18 protein-coding genes are annotated in these 19955 nt (G+C 62.9%); 13 read left to right on the top strand and 5 right to left on the bottom strand.

Annotation, left to right across the window (positions count from 1 at the left end):
* Nucleotides 1–5: 5 nt before the first annotated feature.
* Together NKJ34_RS13905 and NKJ34_RS13900 are read right to left on the bottom strand one after the other, a co-directional pair.
* Complete coding sequence (locus NKJ34_RS13905; RefSeq protein WP_253738916.1) at nucleotides 6–620, bottom strand: protein sorting system archaetidylserine decarboxylase; 615 nt, start codon at nucleotides 618–620, stop codon at nucleotides 6–8.
* A 2-nt stretch (nucleotides 621–622) separates the two neighbouring features.
* Nucleotides 623–1654 carry an AAA family ATPase gene (locus NKJ34_RS13900; RefSeq protein ID WP_253738915.1) on the bottom strand — a complete coding sequence of 344 codons (1032 nt, stop codon included), beginning with the start codon at nucleotides 1652–1654 and terminating at the stop codon, nucleotides 623–625.
* 97 nt (nucleotides 1655–1751) lie between these two features.
* Here NKJ34_RS13900 and NKJ34_RS13895 point away from each other — a divergent pair, with 97 nt between their 5' ends.
* From NKJ34_RS13895 to NKJ34_RS13840, 12 genes are all read left to right on the top strand, one after another.
* Nucleotides 1752–2453 (top strand): SDR family NAD(P)-dependent oxidoreductase, encoded by a 702-nt coding sequence (locus tag NKJ34_RS13895; protein ID WP_253738914.1) that lies wholly within the window; start codon nucleotides 1752–1754, stop codon nucleotides 2451–2453.
* Nucleotides 2454–2544: 91 nt separating this feature from the next.
* Nucleotides 2545–3624, top strand: a complete 1080-nt coding sequence (locus tag NKJ34_RS13890) for a bactofilin family protein (protein ID WP_253738913.1) — start codon at nucleotides 2545–2547, stop codon at nucleotides 3622–3624.
* A 107-nt stretch (nucleotides 3625–3731) separates the two neighbouring features.
* Nucleotides 3732–4529 (top strand): ZIP family metal transporter, encoded by a 798-nt coding sequence (locus NKJ34_RS13885; protein WP_253738912.1) that lies wholly within the window; start codon nucleotides 3732–3734, stop codon nucleotides 4527–4529.
* Between the two features lie 89 nt (nucleotides 4530–4618).
* Complete coding sequence (gene rnz / locus NKJ34_RS13880; protein ID WP_253738911.1) at nucleotides 4619–5548, top strand: ribonuclease Z; 930 nt, start codon at nucleotides 4619–4621, stop codon at nucleotides 5546–5548.
* 88 nt (nucleotides 5549–5636) lie between these two features.
* The gene (locus NKJ34_RS13875; RefSeq protein WP_253738910.1) at nucleotides 5637–6047 is read left to right on the top strand and encodes a DNA-binding transcriptional response regulator; all 411 of its coding nucleotides are present in this window, start codon (nucleotides 5637–5639) and stop codon (nucleotides 6045–6047) included.
* A gap of 44 nt (nucleotides 6048–6091) precedes the next feature.
* Entirely contained in the window at nucleotides 6092–8068 is a 1977-nt protein-coding gene (locus tag NKJ34_RS13870; protein WP_253738909.1) for a DUF460 domain-containing protein, read from the top strand.
* Between the two features lie 51 nt (nucleotides 8069–8119).
* Nucleotides 8120–9106 (top strand): tyrosine--tRNA ligase, encoded by a 987-nt coding sequence (locus NKJ34_RS13865; RefSeq protein ID WP_253738908.1) that lies wholly within the window; start codon nucleotides 8120–8122, stop codon nucleotides 9104–9106.
* 90 nt (nucleotides 9107–9196) lie between these two features.
* Entirely contained in the window at nucleotides 9197–10342 is a 1146-nt protein-coding gene (locus NKJ34_RS13860; protein WP_253738907.1) for a hypothetical protein, read from the top strand.
* Nucleotides 10342–14091 carry a hypothetical protein gene (locus NKJ34_RS13855; protein ID WP_253738906.1) on the top strand — a complete coding sequence of 1250 codons (3750 nt, stop codon included), beginning with the start codon at nucleotides 10342–10344 and terminating at the stop codon, nucleotides 14089–14091. The genes NKJ34_RS13860 and NKJ34_RS13855 overlap by 1 nt, the downstream gene beginning before the upstream one ends.
* Before the next feature lie 87 nt (nucleotides 14092–14178).
* On the top strand, nucleotides 14179–14463 hold the full coding sequence (gene eif1A / locus NKJ34_RS13850) for a translation initiation factor eIF-1A (RefSeq protein WP_253738905.1): 285 nt from the start codon (nucleotides 14179–14181) through the stop codon (nucleotides 14461–14463).
* A 50-nt stretch (nucleotides 14464–14513) separates the two neighbouring features.
* On the top strand, nucleotides 14514–15377 hold the full coding sequence (gene rio1 / locus NKJ34_RS13845; RefSeq protein ID WP_253738904.1) for a serine/threonine-protein kinase Rio1: 864 nt from the start codon (nucleotides 14514–14516) through the stop codon (nucleotides 15375–15377).
* A gap of 46 nt (nucleotides 15378–15423) precedes the next feature.
* Complete coding sequence (locus NKJ34_RS13840; RefSeq protein ID WP_253738903.1) at nucleotides 15424–15957, top strand: KH domain-containing protein; 534 nt, start codon at nucleotides 15424–15426, stop codon at nucleotides 15955–15957.
* Between the two features lie 12 nt (nucleotides 15958–15969).
* On the opposite strand, the gene NKJ34_RS13835 is transcribed toward NKJ34_RS13840, so the two are convergent.
* The 3 genes from NKJ34_RS13835 to NKJ34_RS13825 form a co-directional block, all read right to left on the bottom strand.
* The gene (locus NKJ34_RS13835) at nucleotides 15970–16599 is read right to left on the bottom strand and encodes a DUF2238 domain-containing protein (RefSeq protein WP_253738902.1); all 630 of its coding nucleotides are present in this window, start codon (nucleotides 16597–16599) and stop codon (nucleotides 15970–15972) included.
* The gene (locus NKJ34_RS13830; RefSeq protein WP_253738901.1) at nucleotides 16596–17258 is read right to left on the bottom strand and encodes a hypothetical protein; all 663 of its coding nucleotides are present in this window, start codon (nucleotides 17256–17258) and stop codon (nucleotides 16596–16598) included. The genes NKJ34_RS13835 and NKJ34_RS13830 overlap by 4 nt, the downstream gene beginning before the upstream one ends.
* Nucleotides 17259–17324: 66 nt before the next feature.
* On the bottom strand, nucleotides 17325–17927 hold the full coding sequence (locus NKJ34_RS13825) for a metal-dependent hydrolase (RefSeq protein ID WP_321169458.1): 603 nt from the start codon (nucleotides 17925–17927) through the stop codon (nucleotides 17325–17327).
* A gap of 225 nt (nucleotides 17928–18152) precedes the next feature.
* On the opposite strand from NKJ34_RS13825, the gene thsA reads away from it, so the two are divergent.
* Nucleotides 18153–19808: a thermosome subunit alpha gene (gene thsA / locus NKJ34_RS13820; RefSeq protein WP_253738956.1), complete on the top strand. Its 1656-nt coding sequence runs from the start codon at nucleotides 18153–18155 to the stop codon at nucleotides 19806–19808.
* Nucleotides 19809–19955: the final 147 nt, after the last annotated feature.

Raw genomic sequence — 19955 nt, 5'->3', positions numbered from 1 at the left:
GGCGACTACTTTTCCGTGGCTGTTTCGACGAGTCGCGTCTCGCCAGCCCGAACCGCCTCGCCTTCCTCGACCAGTAGGTCGTCCCGCGAGTAGGCGGCGGGTAACACCACGTCGACCCGGCTGCCAAACGAGATGTGGCCGATTCGCTGGCCAGCAACGAGTTCGTCGCCCGGTTCGACGGAGGGATGGATCCGGCGGGCGAACCAGCCCGCAATCTGGATGACTTGATACTCGCCACAGTCGACGACCACCTGCTCGTTGCGGTCCGAATCCTTCGAGAAGGCGGGTTTGTAGGCTCCAGGACGGTGGTCGACCGACGTGACGGTTCCGGCGGTCGGCGCGCGGTTGACGTGGACGTCGGTGACGTTCATAAAGGTGCCAACGCGGAGTCGGTCGTCCTCCTCACGAATAACCGAGATGTGGCCGTCCGCGGGCGCGATGATGCCTGAGTCGGGTGGCTGGCGGTCGGGATCGCGGTGGAACCACAGCGAGCCGACGCCGAGGGCCAGCGCGGCGGCTGCGAGCGGTGGGGCAACGACGGCGGCGGGCAGCGCGAGGGCGAAGCAGGCGAGTGCGTACCGCCAGCCACCGGGAGCGACGGCGTAGGGGATGTCGGGCATGGCTACGCGGTCGACCGGAGTTCGGTTCGGCCCTCGCCCCACGCGGCCAGCAGGTGGGTGAGGTGGAGGCGGTCATCGAGTCCCTCGGTGAGTTCGAGGTCGACCTCCCCCGCCAGCGCGTGCAGGCGGGTGATGTCGTCGGTCCCGAACTCCGACCGCGAGCGGGCGACCCGCAGGAGTTCACTCAGTAGTTCGGTGCCGTCGTACCCCTCGTCAGAAAGGAGGTCGTCGACCGTCTTCCGGGCCGATTTGAGCTCGCCGCTGCGCGCGTCTTCGAGCGCACTCAGGATCCGGTCGTCGTCGCCGATGTCGCCCAGCGTTTCGTAGGCCGTCTGCATCGTGAGTTCGTCGTTCTGTGTGGCGGTGGTCTGGGCGGTGAGGATCGCCCGGCGGAGGTTCCCGCCCGCGGCGCTGGCGACGAATTCGAGCCCCGCCTCGTCGTGGTCGACGCCTTCGGCCTCGCAGATATCCTCTAGTACGCCGATCGTTTCGTCGGTCGTCGGCGCGCGCATCGGCACTGGGAAACACCGCGACTGGATGGGGGCGATGAGCTTGGCCGGCTGCCGCGTCGTAAAGACAAACTGGGTCGTCCGGTGGTGTTGTTCCATCACCCGCCGCAAGGCCTGTTGGAAGTCCTCGCGGATCGCCTCGGCGTTGTCCAGCAGGATCGTTTTGAACTCGCCGGAGACCGGCGCGTAGCTCGCCGACTCCTTGAGGACGTGGCTGATCATATCGCGTTTCGACATCCGGCTCCGCCCGGTGAGGAACTGCTCGAATCGGGGGTCGGATTTGATCTCCTTTTTTGTGCGGTCGAAGAAGTCCGCCACGTTGAGTTCGATCAGATCGGCCTCAGTGTCGTCGTGGACCTCGCGGGCCAGCGCCCGCGCGGCGGCGGTTTTCCCGGCTCCCGGCGGCCCCTGTACTACGAGGTTCATCGGTTCGCCGACGGTCCGGTCAAGGCGCTCGCGGACTTCCGGCTGCGGGAGGTCCGAGAGGGCCGGCGCGTAGGTGTCGATCCACAGCGGCGCGTCCATTGGCGGTCCTACCGACTCCGTGGCTAAGAATCGGTCGGTTACGGTGTTTCGGGCGGTCGACGCACACGGTTTTTGGGTCGGCGGTCGTCGCTCTACTATGGCACGAACGGCAGTCATCGCTGGCGTCGGTCCGGGGCTCGGTGAATCGATCGCACGCAAGTTCGTCGACGAAGGGTGTCAGGTCGGTCTCTTTGCCAGATCGGGCGACTATCTCGACGAACTGGCGGCCGATCTCGGCGACGACGCGCTGGCGGTCCCCACTGATATCACCGACCCACAGCAGGTCGAGGCTGGATTCGAGACGGTTCGAGAGGCCTTCGGCCCCGTCGACGTGCTGGTCAACCACGCCAGCGGCGGCTCGTGGAAGGGGCTGCGTGAGATCTCCCACGAGGAGTTCGAAGCGGCATGGCGGGTGTCGTCGTACGGGGCGCTATGCTGCTCGCAGGAAGCCGTCGACGACATGCTCGATGGCGACGGCGGGACGATCCTCTTCACCGGCGCGACCTCGGCGGTCCGCGGCCGCGACGGCGCACTCGGGTTCAGTGCGGCCAAGTTCGCCAACCGCGGCATGGCCGAGTCGATGGCCCGCGAACTCGGGCCTGAGGGGATCCACGTCGCCCACGTCGTGATCGACGGCCAGATTCTGACTCCCGCCGCCAAGCGACAGCAACCTGACCGCGACGCCGAGGAGTTTCTCAACCCCGATGCCATCGCCGAGACCTACTGGGATCTCGTCGAGCAGGACCGCTCGGCGTGGTCGCTCGAAGTCGACCTCCGCCCCCACGTCGAGGAGTTCTGAGTCGTCGACACCGACCGGTAGAGATCCAGTACGGCAGATCTCCCGGTGTTGCTGAATTAGTATTTAGTGGTAAACGGCGACTAACTGATGTATGAACGCACGGTTCTCCGCGAGTCGACGGGTCGTCGTCCTCGCCGTCGTCTCGGTACTGGTCCTCTCGGGGTCGATCGGTGTCGTGGCTGGACAGTCGACCGACACGCCCTCGGGTGTCGTCGTCGTCGAGGCCGACGAGACGGTCGACCGGATCGACACCGTTGCCGGCTCGATCGTCGTTCGCGGCACGGTAACCGGCGATATCAGCGGCGTCGCCGGCCACGTCCACGTTACCGAGAGTGGACAGGTCGACGGCTCGGTTGAGGCCGCGGCTGGCGCGATCCGTATCGATGGAACGGTGGCGGGCGACGTTTCTACCGGGAGCGGCCACACCGAGATCACCGACACCGCCCGGATCGGCGGCAATCTCGACCTTGGGACGGGGTATCTCCTCGTCGACGGGCAGGTCGACGGCGACGTTCGGGCGGGTGCCGAGCGGATCGCTCTCGGCCCGAACGCAGTGGTTGGCGGGGAGTTCCGCTACGACGCGCCGAGCTTCAGTCAGGATCCGGCCGCAATCGTCGACGGCGGTGTCGTCGAAGACTCCGATCTCGGTGGCGACACCAGCGATTTCACCGTGCCGTCGTGGCTCGGCATCGTCTACGGGTTGCTGGCGAACCTGCTGCTCGGCGCGATCCTCCTCGCGGTGTTCCCGTCGTTCGCCACCGGCGTCGCCGCCCGCGTGGTCGACTCCCCGGCTCGATCGGGCGGGATCGGGCTGCTACTGCTGATCGCCGTGCCGATTCTGCTGGTGGTGGTTGCGATCAGCCTCGTCGGCATCCCGCTGTCGCTGTTCGGCGCGGCCGGCTTCGGCGCGGCGATCTGGATCGCGGTCGTTCTCGGCCAGTACGCCGTCGGCGCGTGGGCGCTTGACCTCGTCGGCGTCGACAACCGCTGGCTGGCATTGGTGGTCGGTCTCGTCGCGGTCGCGCTTCTCGGTGCAATCCCGATCTTCGGCGGCCTCGTTGACCTCCTCGTGTTGCTAGTCGGCCTCGGCGCGCTCGCACTGGGACTCCGCAAGCAGTACCAACTGCACAGCGGCGACCAGTCGACTGTCGTCGGTACAAGTGCGGACTGAGTGGGCGTCCGCTGTCCGGTGTTCGCCGGTCCGTTCACCTGGTCGACCGACAGCAGTACGCCCGGCTGTCGGATGCTTTATTTTTCAGCGTAGAGTAGTGTCCGGTAATGGAATTACTCGGGAACCTCACGTTCGTCTTTGTCGCCGGGTTCATCACCGCCTTGGCGACCGGGATCGGCGCGCTCCCGTTCTTCTTTTTCGAGACGATCAGCGACCGGCGGAACATCGTCCTGTGGGGGCTAGCCTCGGGGATCATGGTCTCGGCGTCGCTGTTCGGGCTCATCGAAGAGGGACTCGCCGAGGGCAGCGGCTGGGAGATCGCCGCCGGGATGGCCGCGGGCGTGGTGCTCGTCATCGTCGCCCACGAGGTGTTGGTCGACGCCGAGATCGACCCCCAAGAGTACGAGGAGGCGGACTTCAAGAAACTCGTCCTCATTCTCGGCATCCTGACCGTCCATAGCTTCCCCGAAGGCGTCGCTGTCGGAGTCTCCTTCGCCGACCTGGGGCTGGAGGGCGGCACGCAGATCCTCGGGGCGACCGTCCCCGTGTTGGCGATCTTCATGACCGTCGCCATCTCGATCCACAACATCCCTGAGGGGACGGCGATCTCGATCCCCCTCAAATCGATGGGCGTCGAAAACTGGAAGCTGGTCTGGTGGGCCGTCTTTTCGAGTCTCCCCCAACCGATCGGCGCGGTCATCGCCTTCGGCTTCGTCCGGGTTGCCCGGGAGTTCCTCCCCTTTGGCTTCGGCTTCGCCGCGGGGGCGATGATCTATCTCGTCGTCTCGGAGTTCATCCCCGAAGCGCTGGATCTCGGCAACAACGTCCCCCGCGGTGGGAAGCCGGAACTCGTCGGTGGGATCGTCTTCGGGATCCTCCTGATGCTACCCCTTCGGTACGTCTGAGGCGTCGACCGGTCGAGACGCCGTCCATCTGGCCGCCGCCCGACGGACGTTCCGAAGGGCGTTTAATCGCCCGCAGTCGACCACTGTCCATGTCGTTACGTGTGACCTTTCTCGGCACCAGCGGGGCCGTCCCGACCACGGATCGGGCACCCAGTGCGATCTTTATTAACCGCGAGGGCGACGGCCTGCTGTTCGACTGCGGGGAGGGCACACAGCGCCAGATGATGCGGTTCGGCACCGGCTTCGACGTCGCGGCCATCTTCGTCACCCACCTCCACGGCGACCACATCCTCGGGATTCCCGGCCTCGTCCAGAGTTGGAGCTTCAACGGTCGGGAGGCCCCACTGACGATCTACACCCCGCAGGGGACGGGCCACGACATCGAGACGCTGCTCACCGTCGGCGACTACAGCCCGGCGTTTCCGGTCGAGATCGTCGAGATCAGTGCCGGTGACGTCGCCCGCGAGACCAACGAGTACGAAGTGCGGGCCTTCCAGACCCACCACCAGACCAACGCGGTCGGCTACGCGTTGATCGAGGACGACCGCCCCGGTCGGTTCGACCGACAGAAAGCCGAGGAAGAACTCGGAATCCCGCCGGGACCGGCCTACGGTCGACTCCACGCGGGCGAGGCGGTCGAACTCGACGACGGCCGGGTCATCGAGCCCGAGGAAGTCGTCGGTGACCCCCGACCCGGTCGAAAAGTGGTGTACACGGGCGATACCCGGCCGGTCGACGCCACCGTCGAGATCGGCGAGGACGCGGATCTGTTGATCCACGACGCCACCTTCGCGGCCGACAACGGAGAGCGCGCCCGGTCGACGGCCCACTCGACCGGGGGCGAAGCCGGTGACATCGCCGCCCGCGCCGGCGTCGAACGGCTCGCACTGACACATATCTCCTCGCGGTACGGGGCTGACTCCTCGGCTATCGAGCAGGAGGCCGCCGCCGCCTTCGACGGCGAGGCCTTCGTCGCGACCGACGGCCAGACCGTCGAGGTGCCGTTCCCCGACGAGTAGGCGTCGACTACCCGGTGTTGGGACGTCTATAGTGCCCACAATAGCTCTCTTAGCAGTGTCTTTTGGCCGTGGTAGCCATCGGCTATATATGACGGTTGCTCCCGCGGTTCGACTGCTCGTGGTCACCGACGACAGCCTGTTCGACGAGTATACCGCCGCAGCGGTGCGTCGGTCGTCCGCGATGGACGTCCGATCGGTGTCGACGCTGGCGGCAGCCCGCGAGTCGATCATGGAGGGCGGGATCGACTGCGTTGTCCTCGATACGGAACTCTCGCCCGACCGTGTCGAAATCTTCCACCAGTCGCTCCGGCGTGAGCATCCGACGCTGCCGGTGATTCTCGCGGCCGGCCGACCCAGCGCCGAACTTCCGGCGGCGCTGTCGTACCACGCCTTCGTCGAGAAGGAGGGCCCCGAGATGGGGGCCGGAGTCGCGAACGCAGCGCGGGTGCTGACCGCCGCAGGGGTGGTCGACGACACCGCCTCGGCGACCATCGAGTAGCCCCGCGGCGTGGAGTATTTACTGCCTGCGGTTCTATCAGGAGTGTGACCGTCCGGACGAACGCACTCGACGGGCCGGTGTTCGGCGTCGACATCCAGAGCGGTGACATTCGCGGCGATGCACCCTCCTACGCGCTCGCCGTCCTCGACGACGGCCAGATCGAACGGGACGTGGTCTCGTTCCGCAAACTCTGTCGACTGATCAAATCCGAGGAGCCGGGGCTGTTGGCGACCGACAACGCCTACGAACTCGCCGAGGACAAAGACGCCCTCGTGGGGTTTCTGCGTCGACTCCCCTCGGCAACGACGCTCGTACAGGTGACCGGCGACGAGCGGCCCGAACCGCTGTCGCGGGTCGCCGCCCGTCACGGCGTTCCCTACGGCAAGAAGCCGATGAAAGAGGCCGAGGCCGCCGCCCGACTCGCGGCGGCCAACGTCGGCTGTGAGGTCTCGGCGTTTACGAACACGACGACCGTCAAGGTCGCCCGCGGGCGGTCGACCGGCAAGGGCGGCTGGAGCCAAGACCGCTACACCCGCCGGATTCACGGCAGCGTCAAGCGGATGGCCAAGAAGGTCGAGTCCAAGCTCACGGAGGCGAATCTGGAGTTCGAAAAGGACGTGACCGAGAAGTACGGCGGCCTTGCGAACGCCGTCTTTACCGTCGAGGCGACCCCCTCGGAGCTACCGGTGTCGACCCACCGGTCGGGTGATACCCGGATCGAGATCGAACGCGAGCAGCGCGACGGGATCAGCTACGAACCGCTCGTCAAGCGGCGGGACCGCGTGATCGTCGGGATCGATCCCGGAACGACCACCGCGGCGGCGGTCGTCTCGCTGGACGGCCGGGTGTTGGACCGCTTTTCGAGCCGGACGGCCGACACCGCCGAACTCATCGAGTGGCTCATCGACCGCGGTCGACCCCTGATCGTCGCCGCCGACGTGACGCCGATGCCCGAAACAGTGGAAAAATTCCGGCGGAGCTTCGATGCGACCCGGTGGGTCCCGCCGAGCGATATTCCGGTCGACGAGAAGGTCCACCGGACACGCGATCACGAGTACGAAAACGACCACGAACGGGACGCGATGGCCGCAGCCCTCTATGCCTACGACGACCACGAGGATCAGTTCGACCGGATCGCCGAGAAGACCCCCCGGCAGTTCGACCGCGAGGAGGTGATCGCCCACGTCGTCGCTGGCGGCGCGTCCGTCGAGGCCGCCCTGCGAGAGCTGTCGGACGAGCCCGAGGCCGACGACGAGGAGTCGACCCACGAGGTGCGGGAACTCTCGGCAGAGGAACGGCGAATCAAGGAGTTGGAGGATCAGGTCGACCGACTCCAGGCCCACACCGACGAACTCGAAGCGAAACTCGACGAACGGGACGAGACGATCGAGGAGTACAAACAGGAGCTCTCGGAGGCCCGCCGCGAGGAGCGACGGGAGGCACGGGAGCGCCGGGAGATCTCTCAGCGTAACCGCGAGATCAATCGCCTGGAGCGGGAGCGCGACGAAGCTATCGAGCGGGCCGACGAACTCGAATCGAAGTTAGATCGCCTGAAGGAACTCTGGAAGCTCGACCACTCGAACGTCGACGACGTGGCGGGCGACCGAAATCTCGTCTCGGTGAAGATGGTCGAGCAGTTCACCAAACGTGCTATCGAGGAGACCGACGAGGAGATCGGCCTCACAAGCGGCGACATCATCTACTTCCGGGACGCCTCGGGGGCCGGACGCAGTACGGCAGAAATGGTAGTCGACATCGAGCCACGGGTCGTCCTGCGGGAGGGTGGGCTGTCGGATGCGGCCGACGAGATCCTCTTCGAGGCCGGGATTCCGGTCGGGTCAGCCGAGGACGTGTCGATTCAGGAGATCGACGAGTTGGCAGTTGTGGACGACGAGGAAATCGAGGCCGTGATCGCCGACTGGGAACAGCGAGCCGAAGAGCGCGAACGCGAACAGAAAGCGAGCATGGTCGACGAACTGATCAGCGAACACCGCGCCGATACGAAATCCGGCGGGAGCTAGGGCCGACCCGCATTCAGAAGTCATTTTACAGCGCTGACCCGACGGAGGTGTATGGACGCCTACGAGTTGATCACCCGGAATGCCGATGAGGTGGTCACCGACGACGAGGTTCGCACGCTAGCCAACAGCCCCGAGGGCAAGCGAGCCTATGTCGGCTACGAACCCTCCGGCGTCCTCCACATCGGCCACATGCTGACCGCGACGAAACTGATCGACCTCCAAGAGGCGGGCTTCGAAGTCACGGTCCTGCTGGCCGACGTTCACGCCTACCTGAACGACAAGGGCACCTTCGAGGAAATCCGCGAAACTGCCGAGCGAATGCAGGAGCAGTTCATCGCCTACGGCCTCGACGAGGAACAAACCGAGTTCGTCCTCGGCTCGGAGTTCCAGCTCGACGAGGAGTACACCCTCGATCTGCACGCCGCCGAGTTGGAGACGACGCTCTCCCGCGCCAAGCGGTCGATGGCCGAGATCCAGCGCGGCGACCACGCCAAGGTCTCCCAGATGGTCTACCCCCTCATGCAGGCGCTGGATATCGAATATCTCGACGTCGACCTCGCGGTCGGCGGGCTCGACCAGCGGAAGGTCCACATGCTGGCACGCGAGACGCTGCCCGAGCTCGGCTACGACGTCCGGCCCGCGCTCCACACGCCGATCATTGCCGACCTCTCTACTGGTGTCGGCAAGATGTCCTCCAGCGACGGGGTGACGATCTCGATGGACGACTCCAGCAAGGAGATCGCCGAGAAAGTCAACGACGCCTTCTGTCCGCCGACGGCCGATCCCGACCCCGACGACGAGGGCAACGAACGCGAGAACCCCGTCCTGCAACTGTTCAAGTACCATGTGTTCCCGCGGGTCGACACCGTCGTGGTCGAGCGCCCCGAAGAGTACGGCGGCGATCTCGAATACGAGAGCTACGAGGCCCTAGAGGCAGATATGGAATCCGGCGAACTCCACCCGATGGACGCCAAAGGTGCCCTCGCGTCGGAGCTCGACGCCCTAATCGCACCCGGTCGACAACAACTCGACGCCTGAAATCGACCCCCGTTTCAACTCGACTCACCGGTGCGGGACCGACACCGGTTTCAATACATTTTTAATCATGTAGAAAATACCTCCGCAGAAATGAATTTCTGCTCCGACAACCGAGCCCAGTCGATTCAGGTCGGAGCCGTACTGTTGTTCGGGTTTCTGATCATCGCTCTCACGCTCTATCAGGCACAGGGCGTGCCGGAGGAAAACAGGCAGGTCGAGTTCGAGCACAGCCAGCAGGTCGGCGATGAGATGGTCGACCTGTATACGGCCGTCTTCGAGACGGTCGTCGACGGCGAGCCACAGCCGGCGACGATTACCCTCGGCACGGAGTACAACAACCGACTGTTTTTCATCTATCCGCCGCCGGCCAGCGGAACGCTACAGACGACCGCCGATAAGCCGGTGCGACTTCACAACGTGACGGCAGTCACCGACACCAACCAGTCGTTCGACAACTACTGGGACAACACCACGCGGAGCTACGAGGCGCAGGCGATCACCTACAGTCCGAACTACCGGGTCCTTCGCGGGACGGCCGACTACCGGATCGAGTACGGGATGCTCGCGGCCGAGTACGACGAATCGAACACTACCGAACTTCGACTGGCCGAGAACCACCAGCCGATCATCGACGGCGACGAGATCGAACTCGTCGTCATCGACGGCGATCTCCAGTCGGTCGACACCGACGCCGAGTCGGTCATCCCTGAGCGAGTGACCGAGTCGACCGAAATCGAGGTCACGAACGATTCGAACACCGGCCTGATCACGCTCGAACTCCCGACCGGACTGGGCGAGGAGCAGTGGAACACGACTGATCCCGACGATATCCTCCACAGTGAGCAGGAGGTCGAAAACGTCTCGGTGAACGACGGGAACGCCACGATCCGGCTCAATAGTTCGACGAATTACACCCTGACAATCCACAAAGTCGACGTCGGATCGGGACCCACCGAGCCGGAACCGACGTATCTCCAGAACGTTTCGTACAGTGGCACGGATTTGAAGTTTAAAATTCGGGACAGGTTCCACGATCCTGTCGATGAAGGGGTCGACGTCTGGGTGTTCAACGCCTCTGGAGACGTCGATGAGAAATCGACTGCGGAACTGGAAAACCCAGCGAGCAATAGATCGGTACGGCTCACTGGAGTCGACTCCCCTTGTGGGATCGCACTCGACGACAACATCGGTACGACGGAAGCCTACGAGCGGATCAACGCGACGGGGGCTTGCTGATGTTCGAGCGTGCCCAAAGCGAGAGCGTCGGTGTCATCCTCCTGACGGCCGTGATCACGCTCACGGTTACCGGGGCGGGAGCCGTCGTGTTGACCGAGTGGCAGGCCGACCTCGAACAGGGACCGATCGCCGATATCGAATCCGATGCCACGCCAATCAATGTGACGCTGGACCACCGGGGCGGCGACACGCTGTCTCCGAACGAGACGACGATCCGGCTGGTGGGTGTCGACGAGAATATCAGCCTTGAGAGTCCCCTCGCTCCAGGAACCAGCTCCAACGAGACGTTCGACGATCCGATTCTCGATGGGCAGTTCGAGCTGCTGGTGATCCATGATCCGACCGAGACGGTCGTCCACAGCGAAACTTACGACTTCGACTCCACGGCCGACAGGTTGGTATTCGAGATCGCCAACGAGAGCGATCCGGCCTACGTGCTGAAGGACAACCCAGCCAACTACACGGTCAAGGAAGTCTTTGAATTTGGCGACCGCGAGATCAACAGAACCGTGACCAATGAGGCAAACATCACTGTCGAGGATAGCTCGAAACTCAGTGTAGACGAGGGTGCGTCGACGATCACCGGCACGGAAGCGGATACCGTGGTGAACGCGACCGCCGAGGTCGACGACGCGACCAACGAAACCGAGATCATCATCCTAGAGAATCCACCGGTTTTGGAGGTGGAGACGCATGACGCCTCCACAACAGGTCCGACCTCGATTGAGGCGAAAGGTGAGCTGACTGATATGGGTCGTCTCCCAGAAGTAGATCTGCTGTTCGAAACCATCCCATACCGAGCGTTCAACAACGACAGCGAAGACAACGGGGACAACATCATTGCCAGCGGAGAGTGGCGAACGGATCCCGCCGGCTACACCCACGCAGGGAGATACGTCCACGACAACAAACCACTCGTTGAGGGAGAGACACGTACATATTACTACAATAACTCCGCCGGTGTTGGGGGGAATTATCTTTGGCATCTCCGGGATGCACCGGAAGATTCCGGTTCTATGTATCACGATTACTATAGAGGTGGGTACTATTACGGTGACTGGCCGGACAGCGGGTTCCGAATCGAGGTCACACTCAGTGAGGACGGCTCGACCGTCGACGTGGTCTCCTACAAGGATGTCACTGGAGATGACGTACACATTGCAGATCGGGGTGTTTCAACCAGAAACGGTGATGTCTACTTCACGACGCACACGAGTGGAACCAGCGGTGAGAATAGCATCCGACTCACTGATATCCGCGAACCCGGCGAAGCTGAACTCACCGAGGCCGAAACGGATGTGACAAAAGAGAAGAACTATTCAGCCGAGATTACCGGCCTCAACGTCGACCAGACGTATTCCGCTCGTGCATACGCACGGGCGGAGATCGGTGGGGAAACGGTGACTGCGACTGGGGATCGACTCACGAACAGTACTGAGAGTCAGGTCGTTGAGACAGTCGGTGCCCCGCCAGCCAGTGGCACTAGAATCAATTCGACTGGTCGGTTGGTTGACATCGGAAGTCTTGACAGCACGGATCTACTGTTCGAATACATCCCACACCGGTTTTTCAATAAAGACAGCAATGACAACGGGGACAACATCACTGCCAGTGGTGTGTGGCGAACGGACCCCACCGGCTACACCCACGCAGGGAGATACGTCCACGACAACAAACCACTTGTTGAGGGGGAGACACGTACATATTACTACAATAACTCTGCCGGTGTTGGGGGGAACTATCTTTGGCATCTTCGAGACGCACCGGAAGATTCCGGATCTATGTATCACGATTACTATAGAGGTGGGTACTATTATGGTGACTGGCCGGACGGCGGGTTCCGAATCGAGGTCACACTCAGTGAGGACGGCTCGACCGTCGACGTGATCTCGTATAAAAATATGACCGGTGACGATGTACACATTGCAGACACTGATGTTTCTACGAGATCTGGGGATGTCTACTTCACGACGCACACGAGCGGAACCAGCGGTGAGAACAGCATTCGGCTGACCGACATTTATGATACTGCCGAGATTGAATTCGTTACGGCCGAAAGAGACGTTACCGAACCGACCGGCTACAACACGAATATCACAGGCCTCAGACCGGGACGGAACTACACTGTCCGTGCCTATGCCGAAGAGATGGTCAACGGGACGGAAATCGTCGACACTGGTGAACGATACACTACCTATCTCAACGGTCCATCTATCACGACACTCCAAGCAAACGCAACCGGCGGTACCTCGGTTGAAGCCGAGGGTGAACTCGTCGACTTGGGTGATCTACACCAGACGGACCTGTGGTTCGAAACCGTCCCATACCGTGCGTTCAATAAAGACCGCGAGGACAACGGTGACAACGTCACGACCGATGGGGAGTGGCGAACCGATCCGGAGGGATACACTCACGATAGCGACTTCATCCATGATAACAGACCGCTCGTCGGGGGTGAGACACGCACGTACTACTACTACAACCCAGGAATCAATGCTGGGTATCTTTGGTATCTTCGAGATGCGGAAGAGGAAACTGGCTACGTAGGCAGTGATTACCACCGTGGTGGGGCGTGGTATCATGATTTCCCCCAAGGCGAGTTCCGAATCGAGGTCACACTCAGTGAGGACGAATCAACGGTCGACGTGATCCTCTACGAGAACGCCACTGGGGACGAAACGGACTTCGTTGAGACGGATGTCCCTACCCGCAGCGGGAACGTTTATTTCTCGACACATCCCTACGGAGGGGCCACCGACTCCGACAGCATCCGTCTCACCGACATCTACGAACCCAGTGACTCCGAACAACACGAAGCCAAAACAGGTGTCACTGGTAGTACCAACTACTCGGCGGAGATAAATAACCTCAAACCGGATCACAAGTACGCGATACGTGCGTACTCCGAACGGATAGCCGACAACGTCACAATCACCGACAGCGGTGCTGAAGTTACGGCAAGAACCGAAACCGCGACCGTCGAAACTGTCAGTGCCCATCCCAACGGCAACCGAATTGAGGCCGAGGGTGAACTCGTCGATATTGGCGCACTGCAAGAGACAAATCTCTCTTTCGAATACACACCATATCGTAAATTCAACGAACTGGAAACGGACAACGGTGACAACGTCACGACCGATGGGGAGTGGCGAACCGATCCGGAGGGATACACTCACGATAGCGACTTCATCCATGATAACAGACCGCTCGTCGGGGGTGAGACACGCACGTACTACTACTACAACCCGGGAATCAATGCTGGGTATCTTTGGTATCTTCGAGATGCTGAAGAGGAAACTGGCTACGTAGGCAGTGATTACTACCGTGGTGGGGCGTGGTATCATGATTTCCCCCAAGGTGAGTTCCGAATCGAGGTCACACTCAGTGAGGACGAATCAACGGTCGACGTGATCCTCTACGAGAACGCTATTGGGGACGAAACGGACTTCGTTGAGACGGACGTCCCTACCCGTAGTGGGAATGTCTACTTCTCGACAGAACCCTACGGTGGTGCCATTGGCTCCGACAGTATCCGTCTCACCGATATCTACGAAGCTAGTGAGACTCAACGAGTCGATGTCGAAACGGGTGTTACCGAAAACACCACCTACTCGACGGACATCCTCGCGGAGTTTGAACGGAACTATACCGTTCGTACGTACGCTGAACGACGGGTCGACAATACAACGATCGTCAATACTGGTGACAAAGTCGAGGTCCAAACCGAGGGTCCAGGTGGTGTTCCGTAGCGGTCGACAATCGATTGATCCGGCAGGTTCGTCGTTTCCGGACCACAAACCCACGTTTTTACAGTGGACGATTCCCAACCCCAAATTATGAGCGAAAACGAGAGTCGACGCGATCTCCGAATGCCGGACGACGACGAGGTGTTCGCCGAAGTCACGAACATGCTCGGGGCCAACCGAGTCACCGTTCGCTGTGCGGACGGCGTCGAACGGACCGCTCGCATCCCCGGCCGGATGCAAAAACGCATCTGGATCCGCGAAGACGACATCGTGCTGGTCGAACCGTGGGACTGGCAGGACGAGAAGGCCGACATCACCTGGCGCTACGAGAAGTCCGAGGCCGAACAGCTCCGCGACGAAGGCCATCTCCAGTAACGCCGCCGCGACCGACGAGACTTTTCCGCGTTCGGTTCCTACACCGGACAATGACCGACGAGTTCGGCCTGGTCGACACCGACGTAACGGCCCCACCCGGCGACGAGTGGGAGCAGATCGACGTCAGCGACACCGAGGCCGACCGCATCGCCCGGAAGCGCGACCGGGAGTTCGAGCAGTTCCGCGAGCGGATCACCGACGCCGACCAGTTCAAGGTCGAACAGTCAGTCTTCGACGACGCCACCTTCGGAGCCCTCTACAAACTCGTCGGCGACGGCCACATCGAGGCCTTCGGCGGCCCGATCTCCACTGGCAAAGAAGCCAACGTCTACGAGGCCCTCGGCGGTGAGGGCGAGGAGGTCGCGGTCAAAGTCTACCGGATCAACGCTTCGGCGTTCAAACAGATGCGCGACTACTTGGAGGGCGACCCCCGATTCGAGGGGATCAGCAACGACAAGGGGCAGGTCGTCCTCGCGTGGGTGCGCAAGGAGTACGCCAACCTCGAACGCGCCCAGCGGGCCGGGGTCCGGGTTCCGACTCCGATTGCCGTCGAACGCAACGTGCTGGTAATGGAACTCGTCGGGCTCGTAGATGATCGGGCCCGCCGGCTCGCCGAGGTCGAAGTCGAAAACCCCCAGACGGCCTACGAGGTGGTCCGGGAGTACATGCGTCGACTCTACAGCGCGGGGCTGGTCCACGGCGACCTCTCGGAGTACAACATGATCATCCACGACGGCGAACTCGTGATCATCGACCTCGGCCAAGCGGTCACGGTCCACCACCCCAACTCGGACGATTTCCTCCAGCGGGACTGTACGAACGTGGCGTCGTTTTTCCGTCGACAGGGGCTCGAGGTGACCGACGACGAACTCCACGGCTTCGTGACCGACGTCGAGGCCGATCCGAGTCGCTGAGCCCTCCGAGGAACACGCTTAAAAACGTCCACCCGGTAGCAGTGGTATGCAACACGTAAAGGTTCCACAGGACCGGATCGGGGTCCTGATCGGCGAAGGTGGCGAGACGATGCGGGAGATCGAATCCCGCTCGGAGGTGCGGCTCGACATCGACTCCGAATCGGGTTCGGTCGCCATCGAGTCGGTCGGTGATCCGGTCACGGCGCTTGTGGCACCTGATATCGTCCGGGCGATCGGCCGCGGCTTCAAACCCGAGGCCGCCCTCTCGCTTCTGGACGACGAGATGCGGATGTTCGACCTGATCGATCTGGGCGACAAAACGCGCAACGACAACGATCTCCGCCGCCAGAAGGGTCGACTCATCGGCGAGAACGGCCGCACCCGCGAGTTGATGGAGGAGCTGTCGGGCGCGGACGTCGTGATTTACGGGTCGACAATCGGGATGATCGGCGACCCCGAGGAGGTCGAGGCGGTTCGGCGGGCGACGGGGATGATCCTCGACGGCGCGCCACATGGTGCGGTCTACTCGTATCTCGAACGGAAACACCGCGAGCTGACCAGCGGTCCCGATCTGGCCTGAGCGCCCTCGTTTTTACTCGACTGCTGCCAGTCGATCTCCGACCCTTTCGGCGACCCCCAGCAGGTGGGCTTGGCCGAAGGTGGCCACTAGGATCGCGCCGAGGGTGTTGAACATCATGTCTCGAACCGTATCGTCGAGGCCGTGTTGGGCCAGCGGCATCGTGATCCCGGTCGTCTCCGAGGCGATATCGAGGCCGAACTCGAACAGTTCCCAGACCACGCCGAACGACATCACCACGAGCAGGATGAAGACGAACGCGAACTCTTTTGGAATGTGGATCTCGTCGCTGTGGAGGTCGACCGCCCGGACGAAGGTGTAGCCGATGGCGGCGATCAGCGAGGCCGACATGGCGTGGGTGATGTGATCCCAGCCGTCGATCTGGGCGTAGAGTCCGGCTGATCCCAACGTGTGGAGGAAGACGGCCAGCGTGATCCACAGCCCCAGCCACGGATCGAGCGGAAAGTCGTACTTCCGTTCCATCAGTGCCGGGACGAGCGTGATAAACAGCCCCATACTCCCGTTGGTGATCGCCTTCGGCGCACCGAAGCCGATCCCGTAGACGACGATCCCCGCCAGAACCAACTGCATTCCACGGGTGAGCCGGCGTTGGCTGCGCACCGAGGGCCGCGGCAGTAGTCTCATCGCCGCACCACCCGTCGGAGCCGCCGGCGAAGCTGACGGCCACGACCCCTGAAGTAGGCGTCGAACAGCACGCCGGCGACGAGTCCCGCCAGCATGATCCACAGGAACTCGTACATCAGCGCTTCGTTGGCCATGTCCTGTGTGACTCCCGACTGTAGGAGGAAGCTGGTACCGAACTGCTGGTCGAGGTTCCACCGGACGACCGCCCACGCCGCCCCCGAGGCCATCGTCGTCAACACGACCAACAGGACCGCGAACCAGTGGGTGAGCGTGAGCTGGGTAAACATGTGGAGTTCGACCGTCACCAGCAGTGCCAGCCCCGCAACCGACAGGAAGTAGCCGAAGGTGCCGAGTTCGCCGCCGGCCAGCGTGCGCACGAGGATCGGCAACAGCGCCAGCGTGAGTAGCTCCCACGGCAGCATCATCCGCCAGTCACGGGCGGCCACCGGCGGCAGCAGTACGATCACCGCCGTTGCGGCCGTAAACAGGATCCACAGCCGGTCGACGTCGAGGACGCTCTCGACGATAACCGAACACAGGATCCCGACCAGTAGCCACGAGACGACGGCGTTGTACCGGCCGCTTCTGAACAGCCGCGCGAGAACGTCCTCCGGCCACGGCTCGATCCGGGCGGTCGACTCGCTCCCGTCTGAATCCATCTGTCGGCTAGTATTGTTTGCACCCGATAAATACACTTGCTTACCAAACCATTCGTGAGCAACCGGTCAGTTTCGGTATCGGTCCGGTACGTAGTCGGCAAGCCAGTCGGGGACGTGGCCGAAGACGATCGGCGCGATCGACGCCAACCACTGCCGGAGAGCGGCGTAGACGACGCCGACGACCAGCGCACAGCCGACGACGAGTCGGAACGGGTCGTCGAGGACGAACCACAGGGGGACGGCCATCGCGGACAGCAACAGCAGGTCGTGTGGCGAGCCGTCGTAGGGGACCCAACGTTTAGGAGCGCGCCACTCGCCGCGGACGTGGTCGTAGACCGCCTGCTCGGAGCTTTTCTCCCACGGCCGGAGTTCGAGGCCGCCGCCGTAGCGGTCCATCCGACAGTGAGCGGTCGCACCGAACAGCGCGAACGCGAGGCTGACCGTCAGCGCCATCGGTACCGCCGCCGCGAGCAGGCCGGCCGGAACCGCCGCCAGCAGGTAGCCCGTCGGGTAGTGGAGCGTCCGCCGGTGGCCGGCGTACAGGTCCAGATCGGGCAGGATCCCGCCGGTGAGACCGCCGGCCAGCGCCGCCGGGGCGAACTCGGGTGCGAACGTGACCAGCGGGACCGCGATCGCCACCCCGACTACCGCGTGTGTAGGCAACATCATCGTCGGTCGACTCGACCGGAACGACGCGGCCACGACCTATACCGGTTTCGAGGACTGTCACTCCTCGCTGTATGCGTATTTAAAACAGGGTATTGTCATACGTTCACATGCGAAAATCCGTCGGACGGGGAGCGGATCGGTCGACTGCACTCACAAGTTTTATATAGAATCACAAACAATCCGGAGGTGTATATGTCTCAGCGACAGCGCATGGGTAACCAGCCGATGATCGTACTTTCCGAGGACAGCCAGCGGACCTCCGGAAAGGATGCACAATCGATGAACATCACGGCCGGCAAGGCCGTCGCCGAGTCTGTTCGGACCACGCTCGGTCCGAAAGGAATGGACAAGATGCTCGTCGATTCGGGCGGGTCGGTCGTCGTCACCAACGACGGTGTCACCATCCTCAAAGAGATGGATATCGACCACCCCGCCGCCAACATGATCGTCGAGGTCTCCGAGACACAGGAGACCGAGGTCGGCGACGGCACCACCTCCGCGGTCGTTATCGCGGGTGAACTCCTCGATCAGGCCGAGGAGCTCATCGAGCAGGACATCCACGCCACCACGGTCGCCCAAGGCTATCGACAGGCCGCGGAAAAAGCAAAAGAGATCCTCGACGACGGGGCGATCGACGTCTCCACCGAGGACCGCGATACCCTCGTCGAGATCGCCGAGACGGCGATGACCGGTAAGGGCGCGGAAGGCGCAAAGGACCTGCTGGCCAACCTCGTCGTCGACGCCGTCGTCGCCGTCCACGACGACGACGGAATCGATCTGGACAACGTCGCCGTCGAGACGGTCGTCGGCGGCTCGATCGACGAGTCGGAACTCGTCGAGGGCGTCATCGTCGGCAAGGAGCGCGTCGACGAGAACATGCCGTACTTCGCCGAGGACGCCAACGTCGCCGTCTTCGACGGGGCCTTTGAGGTCGCCGAGACCGAGATCGACGCCGAGGTCAACGTCTCGGACCCCGAACAGCTCCAGGAGTTCCTCGACAAGGAAGAAGAACAGCTCAAAGAGCTCGTCGACCAACTCGTCGCGGCCGACGTCGACGTCGTCTTCGTCGGCGACGGGATCGACGACATGGCCCAGCACTACCTCGCCCAGGAAGGCATCATCGCCGCCCGGCGCGTCAAGAGCTCCGAGCTCAAAGCCGTCGCCCGCGCGACCGGTGCCCGCGTCGTCTCGAACCTCGACGACCTCAGCAGCGACGACCTCGGCTACGCCGGGAGCGTCGCCCAGAAGGACGTCGGCGGCGACCAGCGCCTGTTCGTCGAGGACGTCGAGGACGCCAAGAGCGTCAGCCTGATCGTCCGCGGCGGCACCGAACACGTCGTCGACGAGGTCGAACGCGCCATCGAAGACTCGCTGGGTGTCGTTCGGTCGACGCTGCTCGACGGGCAGGTCCTGCCCGGCGGCGGCGCACCCGAGACCGAACTCGCTCTCCAGCTCCGGGACTTCGCCGACTCCGTCGGGGGTCGCGAACAGCTGGCCGTCGAGGCCTTCGCCGACGCGCTGGAAGTCATCCCGCGCACACTCGCTGAGAACGCTGGCCTCGACACGATCGACTCGCTGGTCGAACTCCGCTCGCAGCACGACGGCGGCGAGTTCGGCGCCGGCCTCGACGCCTACACCGGCGACGTGATCGACATGGAAGCCGAGGGCGTCGTCGAGCCGCTGGCGGTCAAATCCCAGGCCGTCGAGTCGGCCACCGAGGCCGCCGTGATGATCCTTCGGATCGACGACGTGATCGCCGCCGGCGATCTGGCAGGCGGCCAGGTCGGCGACGACGATGACGACGGCGATATGCCTGCCGGCGGTATGGGCGGCGGCATGGGCGGCATGGGCGGTATGGGTGGCATGGGCGGCGCAATGTGAAGCCGGTCACAGCCTACCCACACTGACCCACTGCTGAGCCCCGTCCCGCTGTCGACCATCGATCACGCCCGTTCGGCCGATCGATTCCGTATTTTTTCGCCAGTCGATTCGTCCGCTGGAGCTTTGTCACCGACGCCCCTCGGTGGA

Source organism: Halohasta salina (genome assembly GCF_024178165.1).
Classification (GTDB): Archaea; Halobacteriota; Halobacteria; order Halobacteriales; family Haloferacaceae; genus Halohasta; species Halohasta salina.
The sequence above is the reverse complement of the archived record's forward strand: the minus strand, read 5'-3'. Positions and strand labels throughout refer to the sequence as shown.